This window comes from Salinimicrobium sp. TH3, assembly GCF_026676115.1.
Taxonomy (GTDB): Bacteria; Bacteroidota; Bacteroidia; order Flavobacteriales; family Flavobacteriaceae; genus Salinimicrobium.
In genome coordinates this window covers 249,260-269,989 of sequence record NZ_JAPONB010000002.1, presented here as the reverse complement: position 1 = coordinate 269,989, position 20,730 = coordinate 249,260, and the positions used below count along the sequence as shown (strand labels likewise).

Genomic DNA, 20,730 nt, shown 5'->3' with positions numbered 1-20,730 from the left:
TTCCTATTCCTTATGTACAATCGTGGAACTGGCCTGGGCTGTAGGTAATACCAAAAGATCGGCAATATTTACATGAGCAGGTCGGGTTACCATGAAAACTACCAGCTCTGCAATGTCCTCGGGTTTTAAAGCCTGGTATCCCTCATAAACAGATTTCGCCTTTTCTGAGTCTCCTTTAAACCTTACTTCGCTGAAATTCGTCTCCACCAAACCGGGATTTATGGCGCCTACCCGTATTCCTTTTCCGTTTAGGTCTATGCGCATTCCTTTATTCAGGGCGTCTACCGCGTGTTTACTGGCGCTGTAGACATTTCCGTTGGGGTAAACTTCTTTTCCTGCAAGGGAACCAATGTTGATGATGTCTCCAGAACCCCGCTCCACCATTTGCGGAATGATCTCCCTGCTCACATACAAAAGACCTTTTACGTTGATGTCGATCATAGCGTCCCAGTCATCCAGGTTTCCGGTTTGGATGGGGTTGAGGCCGTGAGCATTTCCAGCGTTGTTAACGAGCACATCAATTTTTCTGAAATCCTGCGGAAGCTTTTTAAGGGCTTTACTTACTTCTTCCTTGTTGCGGACGTCAAACTGAAGTATTTCAACTTTTACTTTGTCCTCAAGCCGGGTTTTAAGTTCCTGAAGGGCTTCTTTTCTTCTTCCGCAGATAATTACATTGAAACCGGCTTGGGCCAGGGCAATGGCTGTTGCTTTTCCAATTCCGCTGCTGGCTCCTGTTACTAAAGCTGTCTTACTCATAGGTGTCAAAAATGTGTATTTATATTAAAGTTTTTCGGGAAGCTTCTTAAAATCTTCTTCAATAATAGAAGTGTGAAAAGCTTTATAAGCCGAATCTATAACCGCTTGAGAATTTCCTTTAATCACTGCGTGAAATTGAGCTTTGTGATGTAGTAACCAGGCGAAGAGCATCTCTTTTGGCCGCAGGTTATATTTGTTTGCGACTGTTTTGAGAGCCTCATGCTCATTTTCCCAGTCCCCACTTTCAGGAATGATCATTTGAGTGGTTTCGCTTGAAGCAGCTTCAGCTAAGGTAAGACTTTTCACGGCGGACGGTGTAAAGCTGAAAGTAGAAAGTGTGGCGCTGGCAGGAAAATCATTTAAAAATTCCATCTTCTCTCCCGTTATTCTTTTAAGAACCCCTACTTCCACGATCTTCCCCCGGGCCCTTAACTTTTCCATGCTCGAAAGTATAACTTTTGAAGGTGCATCAAAGTCCAGGATCAACAGGTCCAGGTAATCTGTATCCAGGAGGTTAAGAATTTTCTCCACCCGGTCCAGTATACCTTGTTCGTTTGTAAGATTTTTTCCGGGACAGGCGATCAACTGGACCTGGTCCCGACTAAGTCCGCTCTCACTAAATGCAGTGCCGAGACTATGGCTGTAACTTTCACTTTTTGACAGATCTATTAGGAATGTAGTGATCCCTTTTTCCACGCAATGCTGGAAAAGCTGAATTTTACTTCCTTTCGATAGTTCTTCCCAGTCTTTAGGATCCTGTATAATCCGGGAATAAGAATTTCTTTGCCTCATGTTTTAAAAGTAAGGAACTCCTGCATTTTAGCTAAAAGCTGTATTGTTAAAGAATATCCAGGATCGTTAAAAAGAGTTAAATTTCGTTCGTCGATAAATTAAAGCAGATTATCGAGCGTTATCATGCCTAAACCTAAAAACAATCTTTTATGAAAAAGTATCATTTATTTTTATTCTTTTCGGCTCTGTTAACGGGCCTTGTTAGTTGTAGTTCAGATGACAATTCTGGTGGAACAGAGGAGGGTACGGCAAAAGTGGCTGTAAAATTGACCGATGCTCCCGGGGATTATAAGCATGTTTATGTTGAAGTGGAAGATGTTATGATTAAAACCACTGCCGAAGGTAGTGAGGAAGAAGGTTGGACCAGCCTTGAAGGTGTAAACAAAGGCGTTATTGATCTTCTTAGCTTAACCGGTGGAGTTTCCGAATTACTGGTTGAAACCGAAATAGAGGCAGGATATCTTCATCAAATTAGACTTGTATTGGGAGACAACAACACGGTTGTAGTCATGAACGGAGAACAGAAGCAGGAATTTGCTTTAAAAACTCCAAGTGCACAACAGTCAGGATTAAAAGTGAAGGTTGAACAGGAATTGGAAGCAAATGCAGAGTATACTTTTATTCTTGACTTTGATGTTGACAAGTCTGTAAAAAGTACTACTACCGATGGTTATAATCTTCATCCTGTAATAAGAATGGGGGTTGAAGAGAATTCAGGTTCTATTAAAGGAAGTGTTCATCCAACTACAGAGCAAACACTTATTAGTGTGCAAAATGCTACTGTAAATGCTTCTGCTTACACAGATGCTAATGGAAACTTCCAGGTACATGGTCTACCGGCAGGAACTTATAAAGTTACTGCAACTCCTGCAGCAGGATTGGGATTAAATGTTTCAACCGTCAACAATGTAGCTGTTGGACAGGGCGAATTGGTGACTCTTGATGCTATGTTCCTGGACGGGGAGTAGGCAAAATTTTAAAATGGTAAAAAAGGCAGCGGTAATTCCGCTGCCTTTTCTTTTAACAAAATTTTAAGATAGTTTGGTTGAATATTTGCTGAGGTTGCGCCGTTGACCTTAGATAAGTATCTTCACAATCTTAAAAATTTGTTTACATGCAGGAAAGTAACAGTTCGATAGACATCGCCAGTATCAACGAGAAAATAGAACGCGAAAGCGCCTTTGTTGATATACTGAGTTCAGAAATGAAAAAGGTCATAGTAGGCCAGAAACATATGGTTGAACGTTTATTGATCGGTCTGCTGGGACAGGGACACATTCTTCTCGAAGGAGTTCCGGGTCTGGCCAAAACCCTCGCCATTAATACTCTTTCTCAAGCCGTTCACGGTTCTTTCAGCCGTATCCAGTTTACACCAGATCTTCTTCCGGCAGATGTTATTGGAACCCTTATTTATAATATGAAGCTAAATGACTTCAGCATCAAAAAAGGGCCGATTTTCGCCAATTTTGTACTTGCCGATGAGATCAACCGTGCTCCTGCCAAAGTGCAGTCGGCTTTACTTGAAGCCATGCAGGAAAAGCAGGTGACAATTGGGGAAGAAACTTTTACGCTGGACAGGCCGTTCCTGGTAATGGCAACTCAAAACCCGGTGGAGCAGGAAGGAACTTATCCGCTGCCCGAAGCACAGGTTGACCGTTTTATGCTAAAAACAGTGATCCAATATCCCGAAATGGCCGATGAGCAAATGATCATTCGCGCCAATTTGAAAGGTAGCTTTGAAAAAGTGAATCCGGTGGTAAGTCTGGAGCAGATAGCCAGAGCGCAACAGGCGGTTCGCGAAGTTTACATGGATGAAAAGATCGAAAAATATATACTTGATATAGTTTTTGCCACCCGTTTCCCTGAAAAATACGGACTGGAAAGCCTTAAGCCACTTATCAATTTTGGAGCTTCTCCAAGAGGAAGTATTAACCTGGCAACTGCTGCCAAATGTTATGCCTTTATAAAGCGACGTGGATATGTGGTTCCCGAGGATGTTCGCGCCATAGTACATGATGTACTGCGCCACAGGATTGGAATTACTTATGAAGCCGAAGCCGAAAACGTAACTTCTGAAGATATTATCAACAAGATCGTAAACGAGATCGAAGTCCCGTAAAAATTAGCAATAAACAATTACCAATTATCAGGCTAAGTAAAATCTGGTAATTGAAAATTGGCCCTGTTAATTGCTCATTGATCATTGTTAATTGTAAAAATGGATACTAAGGAGTTACTCAAAAAAGTTCGGAAAATAGAGATCAAGACCCGCCGGTTAAGTGACCACATCTTTGGCGGCGAATACCACTCTACCTTTAAAGGTCGCGGGATGACCTTTAGCGAGGTACGCCAGTATCAATTTGGAGATGATGTAAGAAATATTGACTGGAACGTAACCGCACGCTATTCCGAGCCTTTTGTAAAAGTGTTCGAGGAAGAGCGGGAACTTACCATGATGCTGGTGGTGGATGTCTCCGGCTCCGGATTATTTGGTACCCGTAAAGGATTTAAACAGGACATCATTACAGAAATTGCCGCTACTCTGGCATTTTCGGCTACTCAGAATAATGATAAGATAGGGCTCATCCTGTTTACCGATGTTATTGAGCTTTACATTCCGCCAAAGAAAGGTCGCTCTCATGTCCTCCGCATAATTCGTGAGCTTCTGGAATTTCAACCGAAAAGTCAAAAGACCAATCTGGAAAATGCGCTCAGTTACCTTTCCCGGGTAATGAAGAAAAAAGCCATTGTTTTTGTGCTTTCCGATTTTATTGCTGAAGATTATGAGCGTACCCTCAAGATCACAAGTGGCCGGCATGATGTTACCGGCATTAGGGTTTATGACGAGCGGGAGGAGGATATTCCCAACCTGGGGATGGTCGCTATGCAGGATGAAGAGACCGGAAAAAGAATTTTAGTAGATACCTCTTCAAAATCGGTGCGACGGAATTATTCAAAATACTACCGCGAAAGGGTGGATTATTTTACCGAAAGTTTTAGAAGAAGCGGGGCCGGGAGCCTTAGCACCCGTGTGGATGAAAGTTATGTAAAAAAATTACTGGGCTATTTCAAAGCCAGATAAAAGAAAATTGATGCGAAAAAATTTTAGGCAGAATGGCATTTTTGGGACCCTAAGGAACAGTTTTTCCTGGTTCTGCCTGTGTATGTTTTTCCTGCTGTTAAGCACTTTTAACCTGCATGCGCAGGAAGTTTCAGCTTCAGTAGATACCACGACCATAAAAATAGGGGAGCAGATCACCTATGAGCTTTCCGTGGAAGCAGCTCGTGAGGACCTGGTGGTCTTTCCGGAAGGACAAACTTTTTCTCCGCTGGAAATGATCGAGGCTTATGCCATTGACACCAATGAAATAAGTGATCGTTACCGCCTTACCCGTGAATACGCTTTAACACAATTTGATTCGGGAAGTTATACCATTCCGCGGCAGCTTGTGCTAATCAATGACCGGGAATTTCGCACAGATTCGTTTTCGGTGGTTGTGAATGATGTGGTGGTAGACACTACAAAACAAAAAATGTTTCCCATAAAACCTGCAGTTGAAGTACCGCCGGCTTTTGGAATTCCTTCATGGCTATGGTGGCTATTGGGAATAATAATTCTCGGGGTGGTGATTTACCTGCTGTACAGAAGCAGGAAGAAAAGAAAAGAGGCTGCAAAGCAACTTCCGCCTTATGAGCGTGCTCTATTTGAGCTTAAGCAACTGGATGATTCTCATTTATTAGAACAACGGGAGATCAAGGAATATTACTCTCAACTATCAGCTGCTGTAAGGAGATATCTCGATGGTGATATTTACGATCACGCTTTGGAAAGCACCACCAATGAACTCATTGCTTATCTTGAAGCCGAAAGAGATCGTGGAAGATTAAAACTTGAAAACACTACAATTGGTCGATTAAAGGAAATTCTGGAAAGAGCCGATCTTGCAAAGTTCGCAAATTCGAGACCAGATGTTCTTACTGCCAAGGAAGACCGCAGTAGCGTGGAAAATGTTATAAAAGATACTAAAGCCTCCATCCCGCAGCCCACAGAAGAAGAGTTGTTACGGGATCGTGAATACAGGGAGAGACTGGAAAGAAAAAAGAAGGTCAAAAAGATCATTTTAGGGATAGTTGCTGTAGTAATACTTATAAGTGCCGGGGCTGCATATCTAATTTCTACCCGCGGCTTTGAATATTTTACAGATACTTACATTGGCAACAGCAGCAAAGAAATGCTTGAAAATGAATGGATCTCCAGTGAATATGGAACCCCTTCGGTCACTATTGCCACTCCCGATGTGTTGGTGCGAAATATTAGCGACACCAGCGGAATGGCCGCAGGAAAGGAAACCTTTAACTATGGCAGCCTGGAAAGCAACCTTTTTGTAAGTATAAATACACGCCCGGCCGGGGAAGACTTTAATTTAGAGTCGGCCGTTGAAGAGGTTTATACTTACCTGGAAAAAAGAGGGGCTAAAAATATTATTACCAAGCAGGAGGAGATAACCACTTTAAACGGAGCCGAAGGCCTTAAAATATTTGGAACTATGACCTTCCAAAAAAATGAAAAATCACAACCTGTTTCCAAAGAATATTCAATTCTGAACTTTGGAATGGGCGAAGGTTATCAGCAGGTGGTGATGATCTACAACGAAGCAGATAAATATGCCGATGAAATTGCCCAGCGCATCACCACATCGGTTGAACTTATAAACAAGGCGAATTAATGTTCGAAAGATTATTTTTTGAAGATCCGCAGTTCTTTTGGTTGTTGCTGCTCTTGCCGCTGGCCCTGGGTTGGTATGTTTGGAAGCGAAACCGGCAGACTGCCGAGCTTAGGATCTCCAGCATTAAAGGCTTTGAAGCCAAACCCGGTTTATTGGGAAAATTTCGCCCAATATTATTCGTGCTAAGGTTACTTGTGCTTGCTTTGGTGATCACCGCCCTGGCGAGGCCCCGCAGCGTTGATGTCTCCTCCCGTACCAGCAGTAATTTTGGTATTGACATTGTTATGGCGATAGATGTTTCGGCGAGTATGCTGGCACGCGATCTTGATCCTAACCGGCTTGCAGCTACAAAAGAAGTGGCGGCAGACTTCGTGAGAAACCGGCCGGCAGACCGTATTGGCCTGGTCGTGTACGCCGGGGAAAGTTTTACGCAGACTCCTATCACCAGTGATAAAAGTATTGTGCTGAGTGCGCTTGAGGATATAGAGTACAACAACATGCTGGAGAATGGAACAGCAATTGGAATGGGACTTGCTACCGCAGTGAATCGATTAAAAGACAGTAAGGCCGAAAGTAAAGTAGTGATCCTGCTTACCGATGGGATGAACAACGCTGGATTTATCGACCCAAAGATTGCCAGTGAACTGGCGGTGGAATTTGGTATTAAAGTTTATACCATTGGAGTGGGAAGTAATGGTACCGCTCTGTCTCCTATAGCCATTTTGCCAAACGGCAATTTCCAGTATGGCAGGGTTCCCGTGGAAATTGATGAAGCCCTTTTAAAGGAAATTTCTGAAACTACCGGCGGGAAATACTTTAGGGCTACAGACAATCAATCCCTGGAGGAGATTTATGATGAAATAGATGAACTGGAAAAGACTGAAATAGAAGAATTCAGGTTTTATAATTATGAAGAGAAATTCCGGCCGCTCATCCTGCTGGCAGGATTCCTGTTATTGGTAGAAGTACTGTTGAGATTTACGATTTTCAGGAGCTTTGTTTAAAAAGAATAGAAGATGTTTTTGTTAGAAGATAAAACTTATTTGTGGTTATTGATTGGCATCCCGGTCATTGTACTGTTGTATGCCATGGTGATCTTTTGGCAAAAAAGAACCCAGCGCAAGTTTGCCGACAAAGAATTGCTGGATAAATTAAGTCCTAACCGGTCCACAGGGAAACAGGTTATGAAGATCATCCTGCTTTGCCTCGCCATTACAAGTTTTGTCATTGCCCTTGTGAATCCACAGTTTGGCACAAAATTGGAAACTGTTAAACGAGAAGGGGTTGATGTGGTTTTCGCAGTTGATGTCTCAAAAAGTATGCTGGCAGAAGATATTGCCCCCAACCGGCTGGAGAAATCAAAACAACTGGTCACCCAGATCATTAATAACCTGGCAAGTGACAGGGTGGGGATCATAGCTTATGCAGGGAGCGCTTTCCCGCAGTTGCCAATCACTACAGATTATGCTGCGGCGAAAATGTTCCTGCAAAACATGAATACAGATATGCTTTCTTCGCAGGGAACTGCTATTAGGGAAGCGATTGAGCTGGCAAAGACCTACTTTAATGACGAAGAGCAGACCAACAGGGTGCTGTTCCTCATAAGTGACGGGGAAGACCATGAAGGAGATATTGAAGAGATTGCTGCGGAAGCTGCGCGTGAAGGCATTAGAATAGTAACTATTGGAGTGGGAACTGCCAAAGGAGGACCAATCCCGGTGAAAAGGAATGGGATAATTCAGAATTATAAGAAAGACAATCGGGGGGAAACGGTAATTACACGGCTCAATGAAGAAACCCTGAAGGAAATAGCTTCCCAGGCAAATGGGAGATATATTGATGGCAGAGTCACTTCCAAAGTGGTGGAAGAAGTGACAGAGATCCTTCAAAATATGGACAAGAAGGAATTCGAGTCGCAACAAATAGCCGAATATAAAAGCCAGTTTCAATGGTTTTTAGCGCTTGGTTTGCTCTTCCTCTTGCTTGATATTCTATTACTTGAACGCCAAACCTCATGGTTAAAAAGGTTAAATTTGTTTAACGAAAAAAGAAGCTGATGATGAAAAGGATGACGAAAATATACCTGCCAAAAATGCTATTTTTTGGTTTCCTTTTTTCTTTTCCTTTTGTTGGCGCTGCACAGGAAAAACCTGAAGTAGCTACTAAAGCCGCGAAAAAATATATGCAGGAAGCCGAAGCTGCCCTGGCCGATAATGATCCGGCTACAGCAGAGGCCTATTATCGCAAAGCCATCGCAAAAGACCCCGCAAATGCCGAGGCAAAATACAACCTGGGTAACCTTTATTACAACAAAGACATTACAAGTCAGGCTTTGGAGCGGCACCGTGGCGCTGCAACCACAGCCAAAGAAAAGCCATTAAAACATGACGCATATCACAACCAGGGAAATGCTTACATGAAACAAAAAAAGTACAGTGAGGCTGTTGAAGCATACAAGCAATCGCTGCGTAATAATCCTGATGATGACGAAACCCGTTACAATCTTGCCCTGGCCAAAAAGATGCTGGAGGAAGAGAAAAAGCAGGGTGGCGGTGGCGACAGCAAGGAGAAGGAAGAGCAGGACCAGCAAAAGCAGCAGGATAAGAACGAACAGCAGGAAGGCGAAGGCGAGAAGGAGCAGAATGAAGAAGGCCAGCCCGATGATAAAGAAGGCGGAGACAAGAAAGAAGACGAAAACAAGGAAGGCGAACAGAAGAAAGATAATGCAGGCCAACCCGATGATAAAGAACAGAAAAAACAGGAGCAGCCAAAAGAGGGAGAGCAGCCTAAGCAGCCACAGCAACGGCCGGGGCAACTTTCTCCTCAGCAAGTGAAAAATTTGCTTGAGGCTATGGGGAATGAAGAAAAGAAAGTTCAGGAAAAAATAAATGCCAAGAAGGCAAAAGGTGTTCCTGTACAAACAGAAAAAGACTGGTAGAAACCAATGAAGGAAAAGCTGTTACTTATAATAATGTTACTGGTCTCCGGCCTTGCCATTGGGCAGGTGCAGTTTGAGGCCAAAGTAAGCAAGGACAAGCTGGGGGTGAATGAACGTCTTAGAGTGGACTTTGAGATGAACCAGGATGGGGACAATTTTAATCCGCCGGAGTTTACCAACTTTACGGTGGTGGGTGGACCCAACCAGGCGGTGAGCAACAGCTGGATCAATGGTAAAAGAACTTATTCCAAAACGTACAGCTATTTTCTCGCTCCTAAGGGCCGCGGGAAATTCACTATTGGCCAGGCAGAAATTACCATTGACGGGAATATTTACAAAACCACCCCCGTACAGGTGGAGGTCACCGCGGCTGTAGATCAACCTACAGACGGCGAAAATTCGGAATATGTAGCTTCAGAAAATATTCATCTTGTAGCGGAAATTTCTGATACCAGCCCTTATCTTAATGAAGCCATTACTGTGGTTTACAAGCTGTATGTGAGTCCGCGGATCAACGTTAGCGACTGGCGGCAGCTGGATAGCCCAAAATTCAGCGATTTCTGGAGTCAGAATATTGACATTAGAAGGCTGGAAGTAGAAAACGGAACTTATAAAGGAGAACCATACAGGTTTGTAGTGCTGCGGAAGACGGTGCTTTATCCGCAGAAGACCGGAAAACTCAATATTGAGCCGCTTACGCTAAATATTTCTGTAGAGGTGCCCGGCAACCGAAGGGATATTTTTGGTAACAGGTTTTACGAGACTGTAGACAAAGTTGTTGCTGCCGGAAATCGTACAATTGACGTCAAGCCTTTACCCCAGGAAGGTCGTCCTGCCGATTTTACCGGGGCCGTTGGGAAGAACCTCAGGCTCAAAGTTACTACCGATAAGACGACTCTTAGAGCTACCGAATCTTTACAGGCTACTGTCGAAGTGACGGGGCAAGGGAACCTTAAGTTGTTTGACCTGCCACCATTGACGGTTCCTGCCTCTATGGAAAAATATGAACCCGAATATGTCGAAAATGTTACGACCACAATAAACGGGATGCAGGGACGCATATCAAATGAATATACGCTTGTACCGCAGTCAAAAGGGAAATATCCCATCCCGCCGGTGAGTTTCAGCTATTTCGATCTTGATTCCCAATCTTACAAAACCCTTACCTCAAATGAGATCCTGGTTGACGTTGATGCGGCACCTGCAGGAAGCCGTGCAGCTTCCCAGAGTTCGGGGCCAATTGCGCAACAAACTCCGGCGGCTGCAAATCAATTTAGATACATTAAACTCAATACCTCTTTAAAATCAATTGGGGAGGCACCATTTATAGGGTCGCCTTTGTTCTGGACCTTATTTTTAAGTCCGTTGCTTTTTATCCCGCTAGCCATCCTTTTTGGAAAAAGAAGGCAGGCAATTGCAGGGGATGTGCGCGGGAACCGAATTAAAAAAGCCGATCGACTGGCCCGAAAATATCTTTCTGAAGCTAAGAAGAACCTGGGAGATCAAACTAAGTTCTATGAATCCCTCGAAAGAGCCTTACACAATTATTTAAAGGCCAAGCTTCACATACAAACCAGTGAGATGAGCAAGGAACGCATAAAGGAACTGCTGGAAAGTAAAGGCGCAAATGCCGGTACGGTGGCAGAATTCAATGAACTGCTCAAGAGCTGTGAATTCGCCCGCTATACCCCGGCATCCAACGTTGCTATGCAGCAGGATTATGACAAGGCTGTACGTGTAATTTCAGAACTAGACAAACAAGTATGAAAAAGCTGATCTTTTTACTGGCACTGTTCTTCGGCTTCACTGCAATAGCTCAAAACTCTCAACTTTTTGAAGCAGGGAATGAGGCCTATGCCGCAGGAAATTATGAAGAGGCAATTGATCAATATGAAGAGATCCTTTCTAATGGGGAAACCTCCGCCGGGTTGCATTACAACCTGGGGAATTCCTATTATAAACTTGACAGGATCGCTCCAAGTATCTATCATTACGAAAAAGCCTTACAATTAAATCCCGGAGATGAGGATATTCGCAATAATCTGGAGTTTGCTAAAAACATGGCAATAGATGCTATTGGAGAAGAAGAAAACACCGGCTTTAAAGGCATTTTTGACACCTCAACTGCGGCTTTCTCTGCTTCGGGCTGGGGTTGGATCGCCATTTTTTGCATGGTGGGATTTGTGGTGTTTTTCCTGGTGTACTACTTCAGTAGAAAAACCATGGTGAAAAGGTTACTTTTTATAGGCGCAATGTTCTTCCTTGTGATTTCAATTTCTTCAGCAGTAGTAGCAGCAACCAAACAAAATTTTCAGCAGGAAAGAAATTATGCCATAATCTTTTCTGAAGAGGTGGAGATAAAGACCGAACCTTCGCCCCGGGCCGAAGAAGCCTTTTTGCTACATGAGGGAGCCAAGGTGAAGATCACCGAAGATTTCCAGGACTGGGTAGAGATAGAGCTGCCAAACGGAAGCCGTGGCTGGATGCTTCAAAATGATCTAAAAAGATTGTAAATTAGCTCTCCTAAATTAAATGTGATGCCAGATTTCTACAAGAAAATAATTCAGAATAATAAAGATTGGGTCGAAAGTATGATCAAAGAAGACCCTGAATATTTCACGCGATTAGCCGAAGGTCAAAAGCCACCATTGCTATGGATTGGATGCGCCGACAGCCGCGTGCCTGCGAACCAAATTATTGGAGCCCAGCCGGGAGAAGTCTTTGTTCACCGGAATATCGCCAATATGGTCATACATTCGGACATGAATATGCTGAGTGTACTGGATTATGCGGTTAATGTGCTTAAAGTTGAGCACGTGATTGTATGTGGTCACTATGGCTGTGGCGGTATAAAAGCGGCTATGGGCAACGATTCCATTGGGCTTATTGATAACTGGATTAGGCACATCAAGAATATCTACAGGCTTCACAAAAAAGAACTTGATGTTATCGATAATGAACAGGAACGTTTTGATCGCTTTGTAGAACTAAATGTAGTGGAGCAGGTTTATGATCTTGCCAAGACTTCAATTGTGCAGGCATCCTGGAGACAAGGCCAAAAACTCCATTTACATGGCTGGGCTTATGGCGTTGGATCGGGAATTATTAAAGATCTTAATGTCAATGTTAGCAGTGAAGACCAATTGGATGAGGTTTACCAGTTAAATTTCTAACATACCTTTTAAAAAGGGGGTTTTTTCGGGGTTATCTGGGAGTTTTTTCGGCTTCAGAAGAAGTCTCGAAAAGATCCCCTTCTTTTACTTCTTCAATGATGGTAGGCAAAAAGGCAGGTGCGAGTACCCTCACCGGATCATAAAGTACAGAATCTTCTTTTGTTGGTTCCTCTATCTCGAAAACTTCGAAATTCTCAAAGAACATAAAAAATATACTTGCCAAAAAAGCCATTTTTAGCAATCCTAAAGCGCCGCCGGCTAATCTATTAATGATCCCAAGTGCTACCATGTGAACCATTTTGGTAAGAAAACTTCCGGCAAGGGAAATGAGGACAGCAACTATGAAAAAAGTGACTGCAAAAGAAAGAATGGTAAGGTATTTTGCCTCCCAGTCTATAAAGGCGTCGAGAAAAGCATAGGTCGCATCTGAAAAATGAATAGCGGCATATATCCCGCCAATGAGGGCCAGCAGGCCGGCAAGTTCTGTAAAAAAGCCTTTAAAAAGCCCCCTTGCAAGTCCAAGAAGGAGGAAAATACTGAGGAGCAGATCCAGGATATTCATGTTCTCAAAGATAGTAATTTCCAGTTCTTAGTAATTATCTTTGCGCCATGTCTAGAGATGAACAATTAAAACTACGTTGGGCCGAGGTGGAAGAAAAACTTTCACGGCAATTTGCAGACGGGGAGAAACTCGAACTCGATGCTATAATTTATATAATTGGCCTTCAGGAATTGGGGCAGTTACACAGAAAATACAAAAAAGATCACAAGCTCGATCTTATGCACATAGCAATCTGCCGACTTTTAGAACCTTACGGTTACTATGAATTTGAATACTACGATGATGAAGGCTGGCCGCACTACAAGGTATTGGAACATTTACCCACTTTAAGGGCAGGCGAGCAGGCTGTTCTTATGAAAGAGGCTATTGTGCAGTATTTTTTGGAAAAGGAGTATATCAAATAAAGAGATATAAGACCACTGCGCTACAAGATCCAAGAACCAAGACTAATTGTTAGCGGCAGGAAGCAGGTAGATCGCTTTGGTGTTAAATAAGAAGTGATGAGGATAATCAGGTTTTTTAAAATTTTTCTTGCCATAGGCTTTCTTGGAGTTGCTTACGCCTATATTTCCGACTCAAAATTACTGGATATTCCCACAGAAGTCTTCTTATTAATATTTTCTATTCTGGCTTTTATTGTATTATTTCTTGATCACAGGAATAGACAGGGAAGATAGAATTCAGGATAGACAAATATTTTCTGCGGGCAACAATAGATTCAAGTTTCTTATTCCTGGAAATCACATCCCAATTACTTTTCCTAAATTTGCCCTTCCTAAAGATAAGGGACCATGACAGAAACCATTAAGGAGCACATCGCTGAAATCGAAGCCTTCACGGCCAGGACGAAGGAAGAAGCAGAGAATTTCCGCATTAAATACCTTGGCAAAAAGGGTATCTTAAACCAATATTTTGCCGAGTTTAAATCGGTACCCAATGAAGAGAAGAAAGCTTTTGGGCAGGCGGTAAATGAGCTTAAGGATGCTGCAACAAACAAAGTACAGCAGCTTAAGGATGAGCTGGAGAGCCGTGAGGAGGAAAAAGGAATCTATGGAGACCTTACACGTCCCGGAGAGCCGGTGGAAATAGGTGCACGTCATCCCATTTCTATTGTAAAAAACCAGATCATCGAGATCTTTTCAAATATTGGCTTCAATGTTTCTGAAGGGCCCGAAATGGAAGATGACTGGCATAATTTTACTGCTTTGAACCTTCCGGAATATCACCCGGCAAGAGACATGCAGGATACTTTCTTTATTCAAACCAATCCCGATGTATTGCTTCGCACCCACACCTCTTCTGTGCAGGTGCGATATATGGAGGACAACAAGCCGCCTATAAGAACTATTTCACCGGGAAGAGTTTTTAGGAATGAAGCTATTTCTTCTCGTTCGCATTGTATATTCCACCAGGTGGAAGGTCTATATGTGGACAAAAACGTTTCGTTTGCAGATTTGAAGCAAACTTTGTTGTATTTTACTAAGCAGTTGTTCGGAAAATCCAAAATTAGGCTAAGACCTTCTTATTTTCCGTTTACAGAGCCCAGTGCAGAAGTTGATATTTACTGGGGCCTTGAAACCGAAACCGATTACCGCATCACAAAGGGTACCGGCTGGCTGGAGATCATGGGCTGCGGAATGGTAGATCCAAATGTACTGCGCAACTGTAACATAGACCCTTCGGAATATTCAGGTTTTGCTTTTGGAATGGGGATAGAAAGAATTGCGATGTTGCTTTACCAAATAGGGGATATCAGGATGTTCTATGAGAATGACATGAGGTTTTTGGAACAGTTTAAATCATCTATATGAAAACAGCAGGCCTTATAGTTATCGGTATTATTGCACTTGGGATTATTATACTTTTAGTAGCCATCGAGATCATCGAATTCACCATTGGGGCTATCCTATTGGGAGTTGCTGCATTAATCCTTTGGGGACTTTATAAATGGGCTAAAAGCAAGATCAAAGATTAAGTGAAAAAGGATATCGAGATTCCCGAAGTAAAGGACGTTTTCATTGCTGCCGTGCGGGAAAAGCATGAAGAATATGGCACTTTTGACTGGAATGCTTATTTAATAAACAACCGTTCTCAAGCTATTGAAGGAGTTTTGATCGTGTCCAAAGGTTACGACGGAAAAAAGGAAACTTCTACAATGCGTCACAGTCTTTCTAACTTACCGCCTCAATCTTTTGCCAAAGTGGAATTTCTACAGGATGATGTTCTCCAGCTGAATAATGAATTCTCAGTCTCCTTCTTTTCTGAAGGAAAGATGTTCCATAAGAAGTTTGTATTCAAAAAGAACAGCATTAATGAGAAAGCACTTCAGGATTTGCCGGTGATGCTGAAGAAGGGTGTGTTGTTGAAATAGTTGATTGGTGATTAGGGATTGGTAAATTTGGGATTGGGAGGAAACCTTAGAATCTCCCAACCTTGAACCTTAAACCTTGAACCAATTAATCCAGTTTTTCCGCCAGCTTCTTGAAAACCTTCTTTGGTTCTTTTCCCTGATATAAGATCCCGTAAACGGCATTGATAATAGGTGTTTTGGCGCCGGTTTCCTGCACGATCTTGTATGCACTTTCGGTTGCGTAATAACCTTCAGCCACCATGCTCATTTCCATTTGCGCACTTTTTACGGTGTAGCCTTTACCAATCATGTTCCCGAACATCCTGTTTCGGCTAAAGATTGAGTATCCTGTCACTAAAAGGTCACCCAGGTAAGCCGAATCATTAATGTTCCGTTTCATCTTGTGTACCTTTTTAATGAACTTCTTCATCTCCCTTATCGCATTGCTCATCAATACACTTTGGAAGTTATCCCCATATCCAAGGCCGTGGGCAATCCCTGCAGCAATGGCATAAATATTTTTAAGCATTGCAGCATATTCGGTACCTACAATATCATCACTTGTCTTGCACATGATATAATCGCTACTAAGGTATTTGGCCACCAGTTTGGCCTTTTCTTCATCAGAACAGGCAATAGTAAGATAAGAAAGCCGCTCCAGCGCTACTTCTTCGGCGTGGCAGGGTCCTGTAATAACTCCAATATTTTCATATGGGATATTATAAGTCTTATGGAAATGCTCCCCTACAATTAGGCTGGTTTCGGGAACAATACCTTTAATGGCCGAAAAAACAATTTTCCCATCCAGGGATTCGGTGAGTTTGTCGAGCTCCCGTTTCAAAAAAGCCGAAGGAATGGCAAAAATTAATATATCAGCACGTTTTACCGCCTCGTTAATATCGCTTGTAAGATGAAGTTGAGAGGTGTCAAATTCTACCGAGCTTAGGTAATTGGGATTATGTTCCTGTTTCTTGATGTGTTCTATGGCATACACACTACGCATATACCAGGTCACTTCATCCAGGTTTTCACAAAGCATTTTAACATTGGCTGTGGCCCAGCTCCCTCCACCAATAACGGCGAATTTTGGCGATTTCTCCATAAAAAGTCAATTATGCCTCCAAAAGTAAGGAAAATAAAGGGGTTGTAAAGAACTGCCGCAGCAAAGAAAATTCTAAAAAGATGCCTGATTCCTTTAAAACTTTAACATTTTGAACCTGACACTCAGGTACTATTTGCCGGGCAGATGACGTTATAAGGTAAGAAAGATTATTTTTTAAAAGAGTTTAATCTTTTTTGGTTGGTTAGTTAGTGAAAAGTTGCCTCCGGGATCTCAAACTCCGGGGGCAATTTTTTTATTTGTAAAAGTTCATTTCATCTATGTACTTCCAGACCTTTTGGGGCAGCAACGGCCGCACATCTTTTCCCTGTTTTATCGCTTTTCTTACAAATGTTGAAGAAATTTCCACCCTTGGGGCATCGGTAAGGGTGATTCTTGGGTGGTCCAGCAGGTCGGGATGATTTTCTCCTTCAGAATATCGGGGATACACTACAATATCGTGCCGTTCCAGGATTACCTCGTAATTTTTCCACTTTGGGAAACTCTTGAGATTATCCTCTCCCATAATAAGTACAAATTCATAGTTGGGATACTTCTCTTCCAGGTGCGCGAGGGTATAAACTGTGTAATTAGGCTGCGGAAGGTTAAACTCAATATCACTGGGTTTAATCCCGGGGTATTCGTCACAAAGCTGCCACACCATTTCAAACCTGTGGTGGTTATTTAAAAGACTGCTTTTCTTCTTAAAAGGATTGTGAGGCGTCACTACCATCCATACCTCGGTGAGATCTGTGTACTGTAGTAGATGGTTTGCCAGGATAAGATGCCCAACATGTACCGGGTTAAAAGTGCCAAAAAAAAGTCCGACTCTTTTTTTCACCTTTTTGAAACTTTAGTAGCTCCAACAAAGTCTGAAACCAAAGTGTAGGCTTCTTCAAGAGCGGTATTGAGATCATTATTTACGATAATATGATCGAATTGTGGAGCCGTAGCCAGTTCAATAGAAGCTTTTGCAACCCTCATGTTGATCTTGTCCATAGATTCTGTCTCCCGCTTCTTCAACCGAATCTTCAATTCTTCTATACTGGGGGGCTTTACGAAAACTGCAAGAGTTTTTTCCGGGTAAATATTCTTTATGTCAAGGCCGCCAACAACATCAATATCAAAAATGACATTTTTGCCATGCGACCATATTCTTTCTACCTCACTTTTTAAAGTACCGTAAAAGTTGTCCCGGTAAACTTCTTCCCACTCAAGAAATTCGTCATTCTTGATCTTATCTTTAAATTCTCTAAGACTTAAGAAATAGTAATCTTTTCCATGTTCTTCTGTGCCTCTGGGCTCTCTTGAGGTGGCCGAAATTGAGAATTCAAGCCCCAGCTCTTCCTGGGCAAGCAGATATTTTACAATAGTTGTTTTCCCAGATCCCGATGGTGCCGAAAAGACAATAAGTTTCCCGTCTGCCATTAGAGTACGTTTAAAAGTTGTTCCTTGATCTTTTCCAGTTCATCCTTCATTTGCACCACAAGTTGCTGCATGGGAGCGTAATTAGATTTGCTGCCAATGGTATTGATCTCACGACCCATTTCCTGGGAAATAAATGCGAGCTTCTTCCCGTTGGAATCTGAAGATTTTAGGGTCTTCAGGAAGTAATCCATATGGTTTTCCAGTCTTACCTTCTCTTCGGTGATATCGAATTTCTCAATGTAGAAGATCAATTCCTGCTCAAAGCGGTTTTGATCTACATTTTCTTTTAGTTCGGCTACTCCTTTTTGAAGACGTTCCCTTACTCCCGCAATTCTTTCAGGATCCATTGCGATCACCTGCTTTAACAATTCCTGGATATTTCCGGCTCTTTGCTCCAGTTCATCTTCAAGGGCTTTTCCTTCAGCAGATCGAAAATCATTGATCTCTCTCAAAGCTTCATCAACTGCTTCTTCAATGGCCTTAAATTCATCTGCATCAATTTCTTCCCTTTCAGTCTTAAAGGCATCGGGCATGCGTACCGCCATTTGCAGTAGATCAACATCACTTGCAGGATGAATCTCCCGTAGCTGTGCCATGTATTTCTTGACCGCTGCCGAATTCACGGCCGAGGTGGTCTCTTCTCCCGTCACTTCTACATAAACCGAAAAATCGACTTTTCCACGGGTAAGGTCCCGGGAGATCTTGTTGCGCAGCTGCAGTTCCTTTTCCCTATACTGGGAAGGAAGTCGTGCATTAAGATCAAGGTTTTTACTGTTAAGGGATTTTATTTCTACGGTTATCTTTTTAGAAGGTAGCTGGAGTACGCTCTTTCCAAAACCGGTCATTGACTGAATCATGCTGAATTTTTAATGTTGCACAAAGATAAGGAATTATGCAGCAGGACAAAGCGCTATGACTCCTTTGTACAGTTAAGGAGAATAGGACTGGGTTATCATTTTTTTACTGAAGGGTGGTGAGATTTGCGTGCCTGGCCACCATAATATGAAATATTCCATACCCAATTAACCCTAAAGCGGTTGCTCCCAAAAGAAGAGAACCATAAGAGAACGAAAGCAGATATTGAAGGGCTCCCTCTGTCCCTTTATAAATACTTGCATTGTGTTGCAGAATGACTTTCACCAGGAAAAATGAGATGATCCCGAAGACTACTCCGCGGGCGATATATCCAAATTTCCCGGAACGCCGAATGAAGGTATATTCATGTTTCAAATCTGGATATTTGTCCATCTTCTTCATAAACTTTCCATCTCTGGCTATTTTGAACTGCCACAGCGCCTGTCCTGCCACAACCGCAGCGACGATCCATATGACCAGCTTCCCCCAATCTGTAGATAGCAACTCCCAGAGTGCCGCTTTTTGTTCTAAGTTTTCCCCAGAATTTCCTTTGGTTGTATTTGAAAAGCTCTTTAAGAGGGGCTTCAAAAAAGAATATGCAATAAATCCATAAAAGACCCCCGAATAGAAAAATCTGAATCTTTTAAAGCCACTTTTGATGCTTTTATCATCAATATACGTACCGGGTAGGAACAGTGCCTGGTAAAATCTCCATAAGGAATAGGCCACCAGACCAAGGGCTACCATGGCACCCAAAAATTTGCCAAGAGGAAGGGTAAGTAGGTACTTCACCGCTCCATCTGTGCTGCTAATGTCTCCACCTTGATTAAAGGCCGCAAGAAAGGTAAGCGTGCCGATGAGCACATAGACCAACCCCTTAGTAAAAAAGCCAGCGGACCGCACCTTGGCAACGTAACCTTTGTCGGGTTTCAGGTACATACTTGTTTTTCTACTAATTTAAATTTTTCGGGTACTCCGATAGCAATAGCGAAAAATTTTAACCTGTATTTAGCTTTTTTGAAAGGTTTGTAGTTGAGCCTCAATGAATTCGAGTGCTCTTTCTTCATTGTAGGTGGAGTGCCTATTCTGTATAAATCCCACATGCCCGCCATATTCTGGTGTTTCCAGGAATAAATGCTTGCTTTTTTCTGCAATATCACCTGGATAACAGCCGGGAGATAGGAAGCCGTCATTTTTTGCATTGATGATTAGAGTCGGGATCTTTATATTTTCCAGGAACTGGCGTGCACTGTTCCGGTTGTAGTAATCCAGCGCATCTTCAAAGTCATGTGCCCTGCTGGTGTACAGGTTATCAATGTCAAGTAGGCTGTCACAGGCTTCAATCTCTTGCTTTGTTAATTGATCGGGAAAGTATTTTGCTCTCAAAAGCAGGTGCTCGCGCAGCTTCATCCTAAAGCGTTTTGCGTACAGGAAATTTTCCCGCTTCTGAAGTTGTTTGAGGCTGCCATGCAGGTCACAGGGAGCCGAAACCATAGCGGCTGCCTTGATTTCCTTTGGGATCTCCCTGTTTTCGCCCAGATACTTCAGCATGAGGTTAGCGCCAAGGCTGAAGCCGTTAAATGCGATCTCTGTATATTTGTTCTTTTTCAGAATATGGTCCACCACCTCCTGCAGATCATCTGTAGCGCCGGCGTGGTAAGATCTAAAGCGGCGGTTCATCTCTCCGCTGCAACCACGTAAGTTTACAGCGGCCACATCCCAACCGTGCTGCGTGAAGTATTTCGCGAGCCCGGTAACATATGGCCTTTGTGCACTTCCTTCCAGCCCATGGATCACCACCAGGACCTTATTGGTATTTTCTCTGGAAAAACTCCAGTCCAGATCCATAAAATCTCCATCCTGAAGGTCCATTCGCTCCCGCTTTTGCTGGACAGGCGCCCGCCTAACCATCGCCGAATATACCGTGGAGATGTGATAATTCCTGAAGATCACCGGTGGATTGTATGTGCTTTTTACTAAGGGCATGGTTCTCACCTATATTTTAGAACCGTAAATGAAAGAAAAATTCATTATGCACGCATAGTATAAA

General features: G+C 42.8%; 23 protein-coding genes. 14 read left to right on the top strand and 9 right to left on the bottom strand.

Annotation, left to right across the window (positions count from 1 at the left end; all coding sequences use genetic code 11):
• Window positions 1-3 precede the first annotated feature (3 nt).
• Together OU683_RS04465 and OU683_RS04460 are read right to left on the bottom strand one after the other, a co-directional pair.
• Window positions 4-756, bottom strand: a complete 753-nt coding sequence (locus OU683_RS04465) for an SDR family NAD(P)-dependent oxidoreductase (RefSeq protein ID WP_268135636.1) — start codon at window positions 754-756, stop codon at window positions 4-6.
• 24 nt (window positions 757-780) lie between these two features.
• The gene (locus OU683_RS04460) at window positions 781-1,548 is read right to left on the bottom strand and encodes an aldo/keto reductase (RefSeq protein WP_268135634.1); all 768 of its coding nucleotides are present in this window, start codon (window positions 1,546-1,548) and stop codon (window positions 781-783) included.
• A 149-nt stretch (window positions 1,549-1,697) separates the two neighbouring features.
• Here OU683_RS04460 and OU683_RS04455 point away from each other — a divergent pair, with 149 nt between their 5' ends.
• From OU683_RS04455 to can, 10 genes are all read left to right on the top strand, one after another.
• Window positions 1,698-2,516, top strand: coding sequence for a DUF4382 domain-containing protein (locus tag OU683_RS04455; protein ID WP_268135632.1), 819 nt, complete (start codon window positions 1,698-1,700; stop codon window positions 2,514-2,516).
• A gap of 146 nt (window positions 2,517-2,662) precedes the next feature.
• On the top strand, window positions 2,663-3,667 hold the full coding sequence (locus OU683_RS04450) for an AAA family ATPase (RefSeq protein ID WP_268135630.1): 1,005 nt from the start codon (window positions 2,663-2,665) through the stop codon (window positions 3,665-3,667).
• 99 nt (window positions 3,668-3,766) lie between these two features.
• Window positions 3,767-4,630: a DUF58 domain-containing protein gene (locus OU683_RS04445; protein WP_268135628.1), complete on the top strand. Its 864-nt coding sequence runs from the start codon at window positions 3,767-3,769 to the stop codon at window positions 4,628-4,630.
• Between the two features lie 10 nt (window positions 4,631-4,640).
• Window positions 4,641-6,275 (top strand): DUF4381 domain-containing protein, encoded by a 1,635-nt coding sequence (locus tag OU683_RS04440; protein ID WP_268135626.1) that lies wholly within the window; start codon window positions 4,641-4,643, stop codon window positions 6,273-6,275.
• Entirely contained in the window at window positions 6,275-7,279 is a 1,005-nt protein-coding gene (locus OU683_RS04435) for a vWA domain-containing protein (protein ID WP_268135624.1), read from the top strand. Before OU683_RS04440 ends, OU683_RS04435 begins: the two co-directional genes overlap by 1 nt.
• A gap of 12 nt (window positions 7,280-7,291) precedes the next feature.
• Window positions 7,292-8,332, top strand: coding sequence for a vWA domain-containing protein (locus OU683_RS04430; RefSeq protein ID WP_268135622.1), 1,041 nt, complete (start codon window positions 7,292-7,294; stop codon window positions 8,330-8,332).
• Window positions 8,332-9,213 (top strand): tetratricopeptide repeat protein, encoded by an 882-nt coding sequence (locus tag OU683_RS04425; RefSeq protein WP_268135620.1) that lies wholly within the window; start codon window positions 8,332-8,334, stop codon window positions 9,211-9,213. Before OU683_RS04430 ends, OU683_RS04425 begins: the two co-directional genes overlap by 1 nt.
• A 6-nt stretch (window positions 9,214-9,219) precedes the next feature.
• Window positions 9,220-10,980 carry a BatD family protein gene (locus tag OU683_RS04420; RefSeq protein ID WP_268135618.1) on the top strand — a complete coding sequence of 587 codons (1,761 nt, stop codon included), beginning with the start codon at window positions 9,220-9,222 and terminating at the stop codon, window positions 10,978-10,980.
• On the top strand, window positions 10,977-11,726 hold the full coding sequence (locus OU683_RS04415; RefSeq protein WP_268135616.1) for an SH3 domain-containing protein: 750 nt from the start codon (window positions 10,977-10,979) through the stop codon (window positions 11,724-11,726). The genes OU683_RS04420 and OU683_RS04415 overlap by 4 nt, the downstream gene beginning before the upstream one ends.
• A 24-nt stretch (window positions 11,727-11,750) precedes the next feature.
• A complete protein-coding gene (gene can, locus OU683_RS04410) occupies window positions 11,751-12,386 on the top strand; it encodes a carbonate dehydratase (RefSeq protein ID WP_268135614.1) in 636 nt (211 codons plus the stop codon).
• Window positions 12,387-12,417: 31 nt separating this feature from the next.
• On the opposite strand, the gene OU683_RS04405 is transcribed toward can, so the two are convergent.
• Window positions 12,418-12,948, bottom strand: a complete 531-nt coding sequence (locus OU683_RS04405; protein WP_268135612.1) for a CvpA family protein — start codon at window positions 12,946-12,948, stop codon at window positions 12,418-12,420.
• Window positions 12,949-12,995: 47 nt separating this feature from the next.
• Here OU683_RS04405 and OU683_RS04400 point away from each other — a divergent pair, with 47 nt between their 5' ends.
• From OU683_RS04400 to OU683_RS04385, 4 genes are all read left to right on the top strand, one after another.
• Window positions 12,996-13,352: a hypothetical protein gene (locus OU683_RS04400; RefSeq protein WP_268135610.1), complete on the top strand. Its 357-nt coding sequence runs from the start codon at window positions 12,996-12,998 to the stop codon at window positions 13,350-13,352.
• 387 nt (window positions 13,353-13,739) lie between these two features.
• Window positions 13,740-14,759, top strand: a complete 1,020-nt coding sequence (gene pheS / locus OU683_RS04395; protein WP_268135608.1) for a phenylalanine--tRNA ligase subunit alpha — start codon at window positions 13,740-13,742, stop codon at window positions 14,757-14,759.
• Window positions 14,756-14,923 carry a hypothetical protein gene (locus OU683_RS04390; protein ID WP_228913716.1) on the top strand — a complete coding sequence of 56 codons (168 nt, stop codon included), beginning with the start codon at window positions 14,756-14,758 and terminating at the stop codon, window positions 14,921-14,923. Before pheS ends, OU683_RS04390 begins: the two co-directional genes overlap by 4 nt.
• A complete protein-coding gene (locus tag OU683_RS04385; protein WP_228913715.1) occupies window positions 14,924-15,319 on the top strand; it encodes a hypothetical protein in 396 nt (131 codons plus the stop codon).
• An 85-nt stretch (window positions 15,320-15,404) separates the two neighbouring features.
• Here OU683_RS04385 and OU683_RS04380 read toward each other — a convergent pair whose 3' ends face one another.
• The 6 genes from OU683_RS04380 to OU683_RS04355 all read right to left on the bottom strand — a co-directional run bounded on the left by OU683_RS04380 (window position 15,405) and on the right by OU683_RS04355 (window position 20,666).
• A complete protein-coding gene (locus OU683_RS04380) occupies window positions 15,405-16,400 on the bottom strand; it encodes an NAD(P)H-dependent glycerol-3-phosphate dehydrogenase (RefSeq protein WP_268135605.1) in 996 nt (331 codons plus the stop codon).
• Between the two features lie 253 nt (window positions 16,401-16,653).
• A complete protein-coding gene (gene nadD, locus OU683_RS04375) occupies window positions 16,654-17,238 on the bottom strand; it encodes a nicotinate (nicotinamide) nucleotide adenylyltransferase (RefSeq protein ID WP_268135603.1) in 585 nt (194 codons plus the stop codon).
• Window positions 17,235-17,825 (bottom strand): guanylate kinase, encoded by a 591-nt coding sequence (gene gmk, locus OU683_RS04370; protein WP_268135601.1) that lies wholly within the window; start codon window positions 17,823-17,825, stop codon window positions 17,235-17,237. Before gmk ends, nadD begins: the two co-directional genes overlap by 4 nt.
• Window positions 17,825-18,682, bottom strand: a complete 858-nt coding sequence (locus OU683_RS04365) for a YicC/YloC family endoribonuclease (RefSeq protein WP_228913711.1) — start codon at window positions 18,680-18,682, stop codon at window positions 17,825-17,827. The genes gmk and OU683_RS04365 overlap by 1 nt, the downstream gene beginning before the upstream one ends.
• Window positions 18,683-18,785: 103 nt before the next feature.
• A complete protein-coding gene (locus OU683_RS04360) occupies window positions 18,786-19,619 on the bottom strand; it encodes a DUF1206 domain-containing protein (protein ID WP_268135598.1) in 834 nt (277 codons plus the stop codon).
• Between the two features lie 69 nt (window positions 19,620-19,688).
• On the bottom strand, window positions 19,689-20,666 hold the full coding sequence (locus OU683_RS04355; RefSeq protein WP_268135596.1) for a YheT family hydrolase: 978 nt from the start codon (window positions 20,664-20,666) through the stop codon (window positions 19,689-19,691).
• Window positions 20,667-20,730: the final 64 nt, after the last annotated feature.